The 13604-nt window shown below is 58.2% G+C and carries 14 protein-coding genes; 8 read left to right on the plus strand and 6 right to left on the minus strand.

Annotation, left to right across the window (positions count from 1 at the left end; genetic code table 11):
- Positions 1-3 precede the first annotated feature (3 nt).
- On the plus strand, positions 4-426 hold the full coding sequence (locus tag V3W31_01130) for a macro domain-containing protein (GenBank protein MEE9613542.1): 423 nt from the start codon (positions 4-6) through the stop codon (positions 424-426).
- A gap of 38 nt (positions 427-464) precedes the next feature.
- On the opposite strand, the gene V3W31_01135 is transcribed toward V3W31_01130, so the two are convergent.
- The 3 genes from V3W31_01135 to lptF are packed head-to-tail and all read right to left on the minus strand — an operon-like array spanning position 465 to position 3208.
- Entirely contained in the window at positions 465-902 is a 438-nt protein-coding gene (locus V3W31_01135) for a DUF420 domain-containing protein (GenBank protein ID MEE9613543.1), read from the minus strand.
- A gap of 21 nt (positions 903-923) precedes the next feature.
- Positions 924-2015 (minus strand): LPS export ABC transporter permease LptG, encoded by a 1092-nt coding sequence (gene lptG, locus V3W31_01140; protein ID MEE9613544.1) that lies wholly within the window; start codon positions 2013-2015, stop codon positions 924-926.
- Positions 2012-3208 (minus strand): LPS export ABC transporter permease LptF, encoded by a 1197-nt coding sequence (lptF, locus tag V3W31_01145; GenBank protein MEE9613545.1) that lies wholly within the window; start codon positions 3206-3208, stop codon positions 2012-2014. Before lptF ends, lptG begins: the two co-directional genes overlap by 4 nt.
- 153 nt (positions 3209-3361) lie before the next feature.
- Between lptF and V3W31_01150 the strand changes: the two genes are divergently transcribed.
- Entirely contained in the window at positions 3362-4264 is a 903-nt protein-coding gene (locus tag V3W31_01150) for an ATP-binding protein (protein ID MEE9613546.1), read from the plus strand.
- A gap of 48 nt (positions 4265-4312) precedes the next feature.
- Here the strand turns inward: V3W31_01150 and V3W31_01155 are convergent, their stop codons facing one another.
- The 3 genes from V3W31_01155 to V3W31_01165 all read right to left on the minus strand — a co-directional run bounded on the left by V3W31_01155 (position 4313) and on the right by V3W31_01165 (position 7062).
- Positions 4313-4882: a hypothetical protein gene (locus V3W31_01155; protein ID MEE9613547.1), complete on the minus strand. Its 570-nt coding sequence runs from the start codon at positions 4880-4882 to the stop codon at positions 4313-4315.
- Between the two features lie 367 nt (positions 4883-5249).
- Positions 5250-6692 (minus strand): radical SAM protein, encoded by a 1443-nt coding sequence (locus V3W31_01160; protein ID MEE9613548.1) that lies wholly within the window; start codon positions 6690-6692, stop codon positions 5250-5252.
- Positions 6693-6774: 82 nt separating this feature from the next.
- Positions 6775-7062 (minus strand): hypothetical protein, encoded by a 288-nt coding sequence (locus V3W31_01165; protein ID MEE9613549.1) that lies wholly within the window; start codon positions 7060-7062, stop codon positions 6775-6777.
- Between the two features lie 396 nt (positions 7063-7458).
- On the opposite strand from V3W31_01165, the gene V3W31_01170 reads away from it, so the two are divergent.
- The 6 genes from V3W31_01170 to ccsA form a co-directional block, all read left to right on the plus strand.
- Positions 7459-8652, plus strand: coding sequence for a phosphopentomutase (locus V3W31_01170; GenBank protein ID MEE9613550.1), 1194 nt, complete (start codon positions 7459-7461; stop codon positions 8650-8652).
- Positions 8649-8828 (plus strand): hypothetical protein, encoded by a 180-nt coding sequence (locus V3W31_01175; GenBank protein ID MEE9613551.1) that lies wholly within the window; start codon positions 8649-8651, stop codon positions 8826-8828. Before V3W31_01170 ends, V3W31_01175 begins: the two co-directional genes overlap by 4 nt.
- Before the next feature lie 22 nt (positions 8829-8850).
- Complete coding sequence (locus V3W31_01180; GenBank protein MEE9613552.1) at positions 8851-9768, plus strand: cation diffusion facilitator family transporter; 918 nt, start codon at positions 8851-8853, stop codon at positions 9766-9768.
- Positions 9769-9871: 103 nt separating this feature from the next.
- On the plus strand, positions 9872-12334 hold the full coding sequence (locus tag V3W31_01185) for an ATP-binding protein (protein MEE9613553.1): 2463 nt from the start codon (positions 9872-9874) through the stop codon (positions 12332-12334).
- A gap of 6 nt (positions 12335-12340) precedes the next feature.
- Positions 12341-12979 (plus strand): radical SAM protein, encoded by a 639-nt coding sequence (locus V3W31_01190; protein ID MEE9613554.1) that lies wholly within the window; start codon positions 12341-12343, stop codon positions 12977-12979.
- 89 nt (positions 12980-13068) lie between these two features.
- Positions 13069-13604, plus strand: a 536-nt coding sequence (ccsA, locus tag V3W31_01195) for a cytochrome c biogenesis protein CcsA (GenBank protein MEE9613555.1), incomplete at its 3' end; no start/stop codon positions are given.

Below are 13604 nucleotides of genomic sequence, written 5' to 3' on the forward strand. Positions count from 1 at the left end.
GTCATCGTTAACGCGTGGAACCGGAATATTATCCCCTGGTTCCTCCTGATCCCGCAGGGCGTATCCGGGGCGATAAAGAAAAAGGCGGGCTTCAAACCGTTTAACGAGTTGCTCCGGCTCGGCCCGATCAAGCTCGGAGGGGCCGTCCTTACGACGGCGGGCAGGCTGCCATTTAAGGGGATCATACACGTCGCGGGCATTAACATGCTCTGGAGGGCCGGCGAGCGCTCGATCCGAGGCTCGGTCAGGAGCGCGATGGAGATAGTCAACAGCCACGGCTTTCGCTCCGTCGCCTTCCCCGTCATAGGCGCGGGCTCAGGCGGGTTCGGCGAAGAGAAGGCCCTCGATATAATGGTGGACGAGTTCTCCGCCGTAGAGTCCGCCGCGACGGTCGTCATTATCGAGCACGGGAAGAGAGGGGTATAAGGCAGGGCGGGCTCGGTCCGCCGGGCAAGAACCCACCCTCAGCCGAAGAGGTAGAAGTTGAGCGTCCCGCCCGCGCGGGTAAAGAGCCACAGGACCATAAGGACCCTTCCGTAGCGCCTGTGGTTCTTGTTGAAGTGAAGACGCATCCCGCTTTTATTCCCCGAAAGCCGCGCCCATACAAGGACCGTGGCGCCGAAGAGAGGGATTAGCGCAACGGTGCCGTGCACCGCAAGCCAGGGTATGAGGTGAGGGGGCACCTCCAGAGCGGCCTCGCCGGATATCTCGTCGGAGTAGGAGTACCTGAGGAGGTAGAGAGAAATAAAGAGCCAGGCCCCGACGGTCAGGACTATCATGAGCGGGCGGTGGAGCCGTATGTTGCCGGCTGCCGCCGCCCTCCAGGCGACGATAAGGAGCGCGAAGGCAGTTACGCCCCAGACGAGCCCCGCAAGGAAAAATATTTCGGAGTAGGTGCCCACGTCTTTTCCCCGGTGTCGAGTTTACTGCCTGATGTAGCCGAACATCAAAACCCCCACCGCAAGGAACAAGACGTCCGGGAACGAGGCGGCCACTATGGCCGGGAGCATGCCGCTCTGTCCGAGTGCCCTGGAGATCCCGAATACCACCCAGTAGCTGAACCCTATGGCCACGCTTAAGGCCACCCCCGCGGCTATGCCGCCGTGGCGGCCCGTCCGGAGTGCGAACGGCACGGCAACGAGCACCATTATGAAGTTGACGAGCGGGAAGAATAGTTTCCCGTAGAGGTCCACCCTGTACCTTCTCGCGTCGTAGCCCTCGGCCTCTAGCCCGTGGACGTAGCGTCTGAGCTCGGTGAGACTCATCCGTTCGTGGCTCGTCTCCGCGCCGAGTAGTTCTTCGGGCCCCTTCAGTCCCTCAAGGGGGAATCCTTTAGCCGCCTTCTCTTCGGCCCCGGCGCCCCGTCCCCCGGCAGGGAAGCTCCGGAGCGTGGCCTCTTCGGCGATCCACTGGCCCTCTTCGGCTTGCCACGCGGCCTCGCGGGCGAAGACGCGGCTCCGTATGCCCGTCTTCTCGATCCCGTACGCCGTAATGCCGTGGAGGGTTTTTCTCTCCCGGTCGACCTCGCGGATGTTGTAGATGCGGCCTCCCGAGCGGAGCCATAGACCACTCTCGCCGAAGACACCCGTCTCCTCCTCTCCTCGGAGCCATTTGCCCTCTATGGAGTCCACGAGCCGGTTGGTCGTGGGCACTATGGATTCGCTTACGAAAAAGACCAGCACCGTTGCCACCGCCCCGGCGGCGAAGAGCGGCGAGAGGGCCCTTACTATGCCCACGCCCCCGGCCTTTATTGCCATTATCTCGCCGTGTCTGTTAAGGATGCCGAGCGAGAGGAGCACGGCCAGGAGTACCGAAATGGGCGCCACCTGGCAGAGGATAAACGGTATCTTGTAGAGGAAGAACCTTGCCCCCGTGCCGAACGGCACGCCGTGCTCTATAAGGTCGTCCACCTTCTCGACCACGTCGACGAGCATGAAAATAGTGATAAAGGCCAGTGTGGTGAGGGTGAGGAGTTTCAGGAACTCGCCGAGTATGTAGCGCTGGAGGAGCTTCATATCCCGAGCCTCCGGGCTATCACCTTCCAGAGTTTTATGCCCGCCTCTTCGAGTCTCGGCACGACCTCTATTGGCCTGTCGCGCGCGGCCATGTAGAGGACGCAGCCCCCGACCGCGCCGAGCAAGAGGTCCGCCCCCCAGGCGGCAAGCGCGGGGTGCAGGAGCCCGTTATCGCCGAGGCCTTCCAACCCCTTTACGAGCGTGTAGTAGACTATAAGCACCCCGAGCGCCAGGCCGAAGCCCGTTAGCCCGGCCCTCCTGACCCTCTGGATGCCGAGCGGCAGGCCGATAAGCGAGAAGACGAAGACGGAGGCGGGCGTGGCGAACCGCTTGTGAAGCTCCACCATTATCCTGGAGTGGTGCCGCGAGGTATCGTCCTGTTTCTTCGCCCTCTCCATGAGCTCCCATATGTAGAGCTCCCTCGATGACTTGCCCCTCATGGTCGTCTTGCTTCCGCTGAGGTCGAGCGCGAGCGTGTAGGTGGAAAAGTCGGCTATGTGGTAGGTGCCCTTCTCCGGGACGCTCCTGTGGACGGTCCCGTTACGGAGCTGCAGGAAGACCGAGAGCTGCTCCTCGCTCGGCACGAAGACGCCGCTCTCGGCCCAGATGATGTCCGAGCTCTTGTCCCCATCTTCCCCCCCCTCCCCCCCGGCCTCCTGGGAGATGAAGACCCCCCGCATCTCGCCGGTGCCCGGGGGGATGGTGTCCACGTACATGACCACTCCGGGGAACCGGTCGTAAAAAGTCCTCTCCTCCATGCCCGCGCTCGCCCGCGTGCTCGCGGCCTCGAAGATAAGTTTCTTGACGTTATGGTTCCCCCAGGGGAAGAGGTATAGGGTGAGTACGAGTGTCAGCGCGTACGCCAGGACGGCAAGGGCCAGGACCGGTTTTAGTATGTCGAAGAGCCCCAGCCCCGAGGCCTTCATGGCGATTATTTCGTTATCCGAGCTCATGCGCGAGGAGGCTATGAGCACGGCCACGAGGAACGACGCGGGAACGGTATAGACCAGGAGCGGCGGGGTTACGGAGACGAGGAATTTCAGGGCGAACCCGAGCCCCACGCCGTGGCTGACGACGAGTTCGGCAAGTTTCAGGACCTTCGTCAGGAGCGCGGTCGCCGTCAGTATGGCGCAAGAGAGCAGGAACGGCCCGGCAATCTCCTTGAATATGTAGCGACTTATGAGGCTCGGCATGCCCGGTATCATACTATATAATGGGGGGAGGGGTAAAGAGCGATGAGGACTTTAGAAACCGGCCGTCCGTCACGGACTCCGTGACGGACGCCAACTATAAAATTCTCCGTTCATCTCCGGTCACCCCGCCATTTTTCTGCTATAACTCTATCTATGATGAAGGATAGAGCCGACAATGGGGCCCCGATGGAGCAATTATTGCAATTCCCGGCCGTTGAGGTGGCCGATATTCCCCGGACGGCCTGGGACGGCATATTGTGCATGCAAAACGAGAAAAACACCATTGAGAAGCAGATCGTGCTTCCCCTCACTCACCCGGAGATGGCGCAAAAGCATGGAATATCCATGCCGAAAGGGATCCTTTTGTTCGGCCCCCCGGGGACAGGCAAGACCGCCTTTGCAAAGGGGACTTCCGGTAAACTGGGGTGGAAGTTCATGGAGATAAGTCCAAGCGCTCTCGGGAGCGGCTCCAAGAAAGAAGCCTTCGAACTGAAGATTATCTTCGAGAATATAAGACTCCTCGATAGGGTCGTCGTCTTTTTCGACGAATTCGAGGAGTTGACGGTGCGACCCGACCGGGCGACCAAGGAAGAGAGGGCCCTCTCCAATGAGTTTTTGAGACAGCTGCCCAGAATCAGGGGAAAGAAGGATATAGTCCTGATATGCGCGACCAATAATATCCGGATGTTGAATCCGGCCCTCCTGCGCCCGGGGAGGTTCGACCTTATCTTGCCCGTTGGCAGCCTCGACAGAATAAGCAGGAAGACCATTTTTCAGCATAATGCAAAAGACCTTATGACGGAACAGCTGGATTTCGACCTGATCGCCGAAAAGACCGACGGCTTTACACCGGCCGATATCGAGGCTGTCATCGCCCGTGTAAGCCACAGGGCTTTTGGGCTGGAAGTTTCCTCGGGGAAAGAGTTCAGGTCAACGACGGAAGATTTCTTATCCGCGATCAGCGCGCACCATCCGACTATTTCCAGGGAGGATATGGAAGCGTTCAAGGAAGACGCCCTTAAGTATTGCAGGGCCGATTACTGCGGTCTGTTCTGAACGCGTTGAAGTAAGAGGGGGCAGGTCGGCGAATTAAAGGACGGTCCATCAGGGTATGATTATATACTTCGTGATGATGCATTGCCTGCCGTTCCACTCTCCTCCGTACCTCTTGCACTGTTCGAGAGACTTCGCCTCTTTCTCCGCGTACTCCTCTTTGCGGCGTCTTTTGTCCTCTCTCGTTTTCCTCTCCCTCCTCCGCTCTTCCGCCACGTCGAGCGCGATGCGTTTTTCCTTGTGGACTTTAAAGGAAAAATTCTTTTGGGACTTGAAGAGCTTTACGGTATAGGGGTAACTCAGGTCTATCCCCAGGCGGAGCTCGCCTCCCGCCCTGTCCCACCTGACGTCCACGTCTTTTTTCTCCACGGGAAGGGAGAGAGAGTCGGCCCGCCTCACCACCTCATCCGCCATCCAGTCCGCGCTGAGGTCCAGGGCCCTTCTGCCGTCCAGATCCTCGAGTATCACATCGATACTTTCTTCGAAGGAGTAGTTGTTGATGTAGTGCGGGGCGAACTTGACGCCTGCGTACACCGCCGATATTATCGCCATCAGGATCGTAAGCCTTATGACCGACCCTCCGTCTTCGTTATAAAGGCTATTGCGTTTGAAAGGGCTCATGCCGGGCCGTCCGACTCGTAGAAGAGGGTATAAAGGGGACAAATTTAATCTCCGCTATTACCAACGGAATTATACGATATTTCGGTAAAATCCACAACCACCGCTACGGGAAGAAGCCCGTCTTTTCTCAGGCATTATCGCCCTCACCCCCCCTTGTAAACCGGTGCGATTACTGCTATCGTTTAATTAAGAGGGGAAAGGGTTCGAATCGGTTTTTTTATTCCTCAATCCGAAGTCTATAATCCGCAATCGAGATTGGCAGTCGACTTACCGGTTTGTTCTGTCCCGTCGGTGGTTTTTTTAAGGCGGCAAAAAAAGCCTCCCCTCCCCTGGGGGGTGGGGAATGAGGGGTGGGGTATAGGGGGGGTTAAGGGCAGGCCAATACTGCGAGAGCCTTCGGGCACCTCGGGTCCGGGTAGTCGTGTTTATCTTCTCCGAAGAGTTTTATCGCCTCTCTTACACAGCGCCCCGGGAAGATGTGGCAGTCCCGGAACTCTTCACAGTCCATGCACGGTCCATCGGCTACATCTTTCTGGTGCGGGAGCGGAACACGCAGAGACTCCTTTGAGTTCCACATCTCCATTATCGACTGTACGTCCAGCCCCCCCATTATATAGGCGGGGTGGTAGTAGAGCTCCTCGCACATTGTGACCTTGCCGTCGGGTAGCAGCACAAAGCCGTGTCGTCCTCCGCTGCAGAAAGAACGTCCTGGCCACTGTTCCTTTTTCGTTTCTTCATCTAAGCTCAATGGGTTCGGCATAAGCTCTCCAGGCAGGATTTCCAGATGCCCGGCGCCGGATGCGGCTTCTACGCACCTACCTGCCACATCGAGATAGCTCTCCCGGTCCACGAAGTAGCGGCTCTGGTGGTTGAACCTGGACATGGCGTAAGGGGAAAGGCTTATCCGGTATACATTTTCGTAAGAGGAGAGGAACCTTACCAGGTTTTCCATGTCGTTTATGTTTTTGGGTGTTATAACGGTATTTATTCGTACTCTTATGTCGTTTTGCCTGAGGTGGTCGAATGTCTGCATAATCTTTTTTGCGTAGCCCGCTACTCCTACCGTCTCATCAAGCAGGGCCGGAGTTATGGCGTCTATGCTTATCTGGAGCGAGTCTATGCCGAGCGTTTTAAGTTTTTTAACCTCGTCGCGGCTCATAGTGTGCTTCGTCGGAAGGTTGGCCGTTATGCCGAGGTTCTTGAAAAGTTCGAGGAGGCCGAAAATGTTTCGATACGTCATTACCTCGCCGCCGGAGAGGTCTACATGCGTGATTCCGAGTTCCCGTGCCTCTGTGAATATTTCTCGCACTCTTTCGAAGTCGAGCGGGGTTATGTCGTCTACATAGGCCTCGGTACTGTAGCAGTAGTAGCACTTCTGACTGCAGGCAAGGGTGGGGATAAATACCATCCTTAGCGGTATCCTGAGTCGCGGGTCGTCGAGGTTGAGCTTCGACCTATCGATGATAAACCCGCACAGGTCTGTCTCGAATGCCGGTGTGTCGTCAAGTGAGTCCTGCCTTACAAGGATATTACCGATATCGAGCTCCGGACTTACCTTGCTTGAAAGGATAGTTTCCAGACTCTTGCGGATTTCGTCGTCCGGGGGCCTCTCATGTATGAGGGCCGACCATGTATATATCACCTCCTCAAGGCTACGCGTTCCGTCAAAAAGGGCAAGGAGAATCGCTGCCGGAGTGTTTATGGTTTGAATAAAATCCGGAATTTCCGAATCCACCGGGTTTGCTATATATACGATGTTCCTGTCGACATCATTTCTTACCCTGACATCCCTGTGCAGTTTGTATATCATCGGCATACCCCCTCGGGTTTGTGGATTTGAAGGTTAAGGCGGGGTGGTGATAACGTTATTAAGCCATACTGTCCGACCGCTCCTATGTCTCCTGAGGGGTCCCTTTCATGATGGTAACTATGTCTTCGAGCAAGCCTTCTCCCGAAATCTGTATCGATGGGTTCAGGCTTGTCGACCTCTTGTTGGAACTGCCGGGAGAGCAGGTGTAGCAGCCCGCGGAGCACCCACCTGTGCACCTACTCCCACAGCTTGCTACTGCGACCTCCGTGACATTTATCCCGATACCGCTATACAGTGTGTAGCCCGCTTCTTTAAGAAGCGTTCTTGCTTTTTCAAGCACTTCGTGTGACGTTACTTTTCTTGTTGTCATAATACACCTCCTTATGGTTATCATCACCCCGCCTTTGTGGAGATATGGCACATAAATAAGGAATATGCCACATCTTACGGTTGAATTCTATCAGTAGAGTGGATTATTGTCAAGTCATTACGTATTTATTTAGTGAACAGTTCAATATGCACATAGCACTATAGTTAAATTAGTAACTAATCGCACTCCGGGTATTCCAGGGAAAACGAAAGCACTGGCCCGCACTACTTGTTGTGCCACCTTCAGGGCGATTCTTTACCTAATTTTGAGGCTTCATGCATTGGGAGCAGGGACCTATAGTTCAGGTGGAACTATAGATTATGTTCTGCCCCCCACCCCCCTTGTAAACTCCCCCGATTACTGCTATCGTTTAATTAAGAGGGGAAAACACTAAAAATGGCGGAGAATAAGTTGAAAAGGGCCATAATTGTAGTCATAGACGGCCTCGGCATAGGCGAGCTTCCGGACGCCCCGGAGTACGGCGACGCAGGCAGTCACACGCTCGATAATACGGCCCGGGCCGTGGGAGGGGTTAAGCTCGAAACCCTCGCCTCGCTGGGGCTCGGGAATATCGAGGGCGTTGAATCAATCGAAAAGGCCGATTTTCCCGAGGGTGCTTACGGCCGCATGCTTGAGACCTCGGTCGGGAAGGACACGACCACCGGGCACTGGGAGATAGCCGGGGTGGTGACAAAGACCCCCTTCGCCACCTTCCCGGACGGCTTTCCCGACGATATAAAGGCCCGGTTCGCCGCGGAGACGGGCTCGGACTACCTCTGGGGCAGGCCCGCCTCGGGCACCGAGATCATAAAGAGGTTCGGCGAGGAGCATCTAAGCACGGGAAGGCTGATAGTCTACGGCTCGGCCGACAGCGTATTCCAGATAGCCGCGCACGAGGACGTTATGCCCCTTGAGAAGCTATACGGGCTGTGCGCCGTGATGCGGGAGTTATTGGACGGCTATAACATATGCAGGGTCGTGGCGAGGCCGTTTACCGGCCCGCCCGGCAGCTTCCGGAGGACCGAAGAGCGTAAGGACTTTTCCGTGCCCCCTCCGGGTGAAACGCTTCTCGACAGGCTCCGGGAGCGGGGCGTGCCGGTCGTCGGCATAGGCAAGCTCGGAGATATATTCGCCCACAGGGGTTTCAGCGAAGAACTCCGCGCGGGCAACGACACGGAGGTGCTGGAGGCGACCCTTTCCGCCATGGAGAGATACGATGAGGGGCTTATCTTTTCCAACATGGTCGACTGCGACACGCTCTACGGCCACCGTAACGACCCGTCCGGCTACGCCCGCTCGCTTGAGGCCGTGGACCGGAGGCTCAAGGAGATAAAGGAACGCCTCGGGCCGGGCGACGTGTTCGTAGTAACCGCGGACCACGGCTGCGACCCGACCACCCCCTCCACGGACCACTCCAGAGAGTACGTGCCGCTCCTTATCTGCGGGGAGGGAGTCAAGAAGGGAGCGGCGCTCGGGACGAGAAGGAGTTTTTCCGACCTCGGCCGGACGCTCGGCGAGGTTTTTGGGGTCGGGGCCGCAGGGGAGGGAGAGCCCTTCCTGGGTGAGCTTACCGGAGAAAGAGCAGGATGACGAGACGGGTTAAAAAGCAAAAGCCGCGTACGATCAACCCCCGGGACGTCCTGAAGAGGGTCAGGAAGCCCGTACCCAAACCCACGGTGGCGCACGGTGAGGGGAAAAAGCCGGGCAAGAAGGGGATTAAGGAAGAGCTCCGGAAGATACTCGAAGACGAGACGGGCGGGTCATAAGCAAGGTAAGGAGGAGGCTGCGTTGAAGGCTCAGGTTGACGCGGACAGGAAAGTCATGGGACGGTTGACGCTCGCGGTGGTGTTTACGGGCTTCATCTTCTTCGTGGAGCTCGCGGGCGGCTTTATCACCAACAGCCTGGCCCTCCTCTCGGACTCGGCCCACGTCCTTATGGACGTGCTGGCCCTGGCCCTGAGCCTTTTCGCCATCCACATCTCGAGGCTCCCTCCCACCGAGACCCGGACCTACGGCCTGCACAGGGCGGAGGTCGTGGTGGCTTTCGTAAACGGCTTTACGCTCCTTCTGGTCTCGCTCTTCATATTCTATAAGGCCTGGGGGAGGCTCGTATCCCCGCCCGAGGTAAACGGTCTCGGGGTGCTCGCGGTGGCTTCACTGGGTCTCGCGGTGAACCTCATGGTGGCGTTCTGGCTGAAGGGTCACGCGGCCCACGACCTGAACGTCAAGAGCGCTTTCTTCCACGTGGTCGGCGACGCGGTGGCGTCGGTCGGGGTCATCGTGGCCGCGCTTGTAATCCACTATACCGGCTGGCTCGTGGTCGACCCGCTCGTAAGTGTCTTCATAGGTACCATCATAGTGGCGGGCGCGGTCAGGATAATAAACGAGTCGACCCATATACTGCTCGAAGGGGTGCCGAGGGAGGTGGACCTCGGCCGGGTGGTGGAGGACCTCAGCGCCATAGAGGGGGTCTCGGGCGTACACAGCCTTCACATCTGGAGTATATGCCACAACGTCCACGCGCTCAGCGCGCACGTGGACATAGACGAAGCCCACAGGGCGAGGCAGGCCGTGATACTCAGGGAGGCAAACGAAAGGCTTGCCCAAAACCACCGTATCTTTTATACTACCATTCAGGTGGAGTGCAGCGAGTGCGAGTCGGGCGAAACGCTGAGGGCAATAGTCCACCGGGAGCACGAGCATTAAAGGCCGTGTGCGTTATACGTGATGCGGGGAAAAAACCGTGATGCGTATTTAAAAATCTTTTCCGCATCACGCACACGCATCACGGTATCTATACGGAGGTGCTATGGCAGGCGTAAAACCACTTGACCCTAAAGACCTCTTCTGGAGTTGCGACCCGGCAACCTTTCCTTTCGAGACCACGGCGAAGTTGAAACCGCTCGGCGAGGTGGTGGGACAGACCAGGGCGCTTAAGGCGCTCGACTTCGGGTTGGGGCTTTCAAACCACGGCTACAATATATACGTCCTCGGCGAGAGCGGCACGGGCAAGGCCTCGACCGTTAAGGCGGCGATCGAGAAGGCCGCCTCCGGCGAGAAGGTGCCCGACGACTGGTGCTACGTCTTCAACTTCCGCGACCCCGACGGCCCTAAGGCCATCGACCTACCGCCGGGCAAGGGCTGCGAGCTGAAGACCGACATGGAAGGGTTCGTGAACACGCTCAAGCGCGACATCCCCATGGTCTTCGAGAGCAAGGACTACGAGAGGCACCGCGACGAGATACTCGAGGGCCAGCAGGAGAGGACCAAGGCGCTCTTCCACAGGCTCGAACAGCAGGTGGAGAAAAGGGGGTTCGTGCTCAAGAAGACCGTAAGCGGCCTTGCCGTCGTGCCGGCGAAGGACGGCAAGGCGCTCGAGCAGGAGGAGTTCGACAAGCTGCCCCGGAAGGAACGCGAGGGCGTGGAGGTGGACCTTAAAGGGCTCCAGGAGCAACTCGGCGACGTCGTAAGGGAGGCCCGGGTCGTTGAGAAGGACACCAAGCAGAGGATAGAAGCGCTCGACAGGGAGGTGGCCCAGTACGTCGTAAAGCCGCTCATGACCGAACTCTTCGAGAAGTACAAGGGGTTCGAGAAGGTGCGTGGCTACCTGGGCGAGGTAAGGGAGGACGTGCTGGCCAATATCGACGACTTCAGGCCCAGGGAGGAACTGGCCCTCCCCATAGCGGGGCTTAAGCTCCCCACGGCCGAGCCCGCCTTCGAGCGCTACCATGTGAACCTCATGGTGGATAACAGGGAGACCAAAGGCGCGCCCGTGGTGGTGGAGACCAACCCCACCTACTATAACCTCTTCGGCCACGTGGAGCACAGGATCCAGTACGGCGTGGCGACGACCGACTTCACCATGATAAAGGCCGGCGCGGTCCACAGGGCCAACGGCGGCTACCTGGTGGTGAACGCGCTCGACGTGCTCCGGAACATCTTCGTGTACGACGCGATAAAGAGGATGATAAAGACCCGCGAGGCCAGGATAGAGGACGTCTGGGAGCAGTACAGGCTCATGTCCAGCACCACGCTTAAGCCCGCCCCCATACCGCTCGACATCAAGGTGGTGATGATAGGCGAGCCGTATATCTACTACCTCCTCTACCAGATGGATAAGGAGTATAGAAAGCTCTTCAAGGTGAAGGCCGACTTCGACAACCGCATGCCCAGGAACGACGATAACGTTATGAGGTACGCGGAGTTCATCGCGGCCCGCTGTAAGGAGCACGACCTCCTGCCGTTCGACAGGACCGGGGTGGCCCGGGTGGTGGAGTACGGGCTCAGGCTGTCGAGTGACAAGGGGAAGCTCTCGGCCCGTTTCGGGGAGGTGGAGAACCTCGTGGTCGAGGCGAGCCACTGGGCCGGCGTGGATGGAATGAAGGCCGTGGGCGCCGACCAGGTCACGAGGGCCTGGAAGGAGATGGTGTACAGGGTCTCGAAGGTGGAGGACAAGCTGAGGGAGTACATAGAAGAGGACACCATAATGGTGGAGACCGAGGGCGCGGTGGTGGGCCAGGTGAACGGCATCGCGGTGCTGGACATGGGGGACTACGCCTTCGGCAAGCCGTCGAGGATAACCGCGAGGACCTTCATGGGAGACAGCGGCATGGTCAACATAGAGAGGGAGGCCAAGATGAGCGGTCGCATACACAATAAGGCCCACATGATACTCTCGAGCTTCCTCGGCGAGAGGTTCGCCCGCGACTTCCCTCTGACACTCTCGGCGACCATATGCTTCGAGCAGCTTTACGAGGGCATCGAAGGGGACAGCGCCACCTGCACCGAGGTCTACGCGCTCCTGTCGAGCCTCTCCGGCGTACCCATAAAACAGGGGATAGCCGTCACGGGCTCCATGGACCAGCGCGGGGAGGTCCAGCCCGTGGGCGGGATAAACGAGAAGATAGAGGGGGTCTTCGACGTCTGCGTGGCTAAAGGGCTTACCGGCTCGCAGGGGGTGGTAATCCCCGGGCGCAACGTCAAGAACCTCATGCTCAAGAAAGAGGTCAGGGATGCCGTGGCCGACGGCAAGTTCGCCATATATCCCATAGATAGGGTGGACGAGGGTCTTGAGATAGTTACCGGCATGGCCGTGGGAGAGAGGGGGGAGGACGGAAAGTTCCCCGAGGGGACGGTCAACCGCCTGGCGGAGAAGAGGCTCGGGGAGTTGGCAAGGAATTTTAAAGCCTTCGGCAGGCCGAAGGCCAAGGCGAAGGTGGAAAAAGCCAAAACGGACAATAACAACGACAACGAGGGCGATAAGGAGAAGTAGAGGCCCGTGCTTATAAGCGAGATATTCCTCAGCATCCAGGGCGAGTCCACTTACGTGGGCATACCCTGTATATTCATAAGGCTTGCCGGTTGCAACCTGGACTGCACGTGGTGCGACACTCCCTACGCCCGCACCCCGGACGAGGCGAGTGAGGCGTCGGTGGAGGAGGTCGTTGCGGAGGCGAGGAAGCTGAAACCGTGGCTTGTCGAGGTAACGGGTGGGGAGCCGCTCCTGCAGCCCGAGACAAAGGAGCTTACGAAGAAACTCCTCGACCTCGACTACCGCGTCCTCATCGAGACCAACGGGAGCGTGAGTTTCGAGGGGCTCGACGAGAGGCTCGTAAAGGTGGTGGACATAAAGTGCCCTTCGAGCGGCCACGACGACGTCTTCCTTATGAGTAACGTCCCGCTCATCACCCCCGAGGACGAGGTGAAGTTCGTCATAGGCGACAGGGGCGACTACGAGTTCGCGAAGAGGTTTACCGCGGAGTACGCGGGCAGCAGGACGGAGAAGATACTCTTCGCTCCGGTAAGGCCCGAGCTCGAGCCCAGGGTTCTCGCCGACTGGATACTCGCCGACGGCCTCAGCGTCAGGCTGCAGGTGCAGATGCACGGCTACATATGGGCCGATGAGAGACAGCGGTAAGCCGGGGTGTTTGACATGGCGCTAAAGCGTTCCCGTTGTATAGTTGCATATGGGCCGGCGAGAGGCGGCGGTAAGCCGGGGACTTGGACATGGCGTTAAAACCGCTTCTGTATGTGTCTCTTATTTTTTACGTCTCGGCGCTGGCCATTGTCGGGGCCTATCACCTTACCCGTAAGAGTTCGTTCGAGGGCTCTTCGAGGCTCTTCCTCTCGGCCGGTTTCTTCGTCCATACGATAGCCCTCGCCGTACGCACATACCAGACGGGGCACGCCCCCATGGCGAGCGTCTACGAGACGCTCCTTTTCTTCAGCTGGTCCACGGTGCTGGTGAGCATAGTCGTAATCTTCCGGTATAACGAGAGGCTGACCGAGCTCGTGACAGTGCCGACGGCCATGCTTGCGCTCGTCTTCTCGTTCTTTAACGAGGTCGAGGGGAGGCCGCTCGTGCTGATCCTCCGGACCCGCTGGTTCGAGACCCACGTCATAAGCTCGTTTGCGGCCTACTCGCTCTTCACGCTCGCCTTTTCCGGGGCGGTACTCTATCTGATATACGACTTCAGGAACTCCGGGAGGGAGGAACTGGGGCCGGGCAGGGAGGAATTAATGAAGAGCTTTCAGGACATCGC

This window comes from Thermodesulfobacteriota bacterium, assembly GCA_036482575.1.
GTDB lineage: Bacteria > Desulfobacterota > GWC2-55-46 > GWC2-55-46 > JAUVFY01 > JAZGJJ01.

Coding starts and splice junctions, on each gene's coding strand:
- lptF (MEE9613545.1), bottom strand. CDS start 3,208: ATGCCGAGCCTCATAAGTCGCTACATATTCAAGGAGATTGCCGGGCCG.
- V3W31_01165 (MEE9613549.1), bottom strand. CDS start 7,062: ATGACAACAAGAAAAGTAACGTCACACGAAGTGCTTGAAAAAGCAAGA.
- V3W31_01170 (MEE9613550.1), top strand. CDS start 7,459: ATGGCGGAGAATAAGTTGAAAAGGGCCATAATTGTAGTCATAGACGGC.
- V3W31_01175 (MEE9613551.1), top strand. CDS start 8,649: ATGACGAGACGGGTTAAAAAGCAAAAGCCGCGTACGATCAACCCCCGG.
- lptG (MEE9613544.1), bottom strand. CDS start 2,015: ATGAAGCTCCTCCAGCGCTACATACTCGGCGAGTTCCTGAAACTCCTC.
- V3W31_01185 (MEE9613553.1), top strand. CDS start 9,872: ATGGCAGGCGTAAAACCACTTGACCCTAAAGACCTCTTCTGGAGTTGC.
- V3W31_01160 (MEE9613548.1), bottom strand. CDS start 6,692: ATGATATACAAACTGCACAGGGATGTCAGGGTAAGAAATGATGTCGAC.
- V3W31_01155 (MEE9613547.1), bottom strand. CDS start 4,882: ATGAGCCCTTTCAAACGCAATAGCCTTTATAACGAAGACGGAGGGTCG.
- V3W31_01150 (MEE9613546.1), top strand. CDS start 3,362: ATGATGAAGGATAGAGCCGACAATGGGGCCCCGATGGAGCAATTATTG.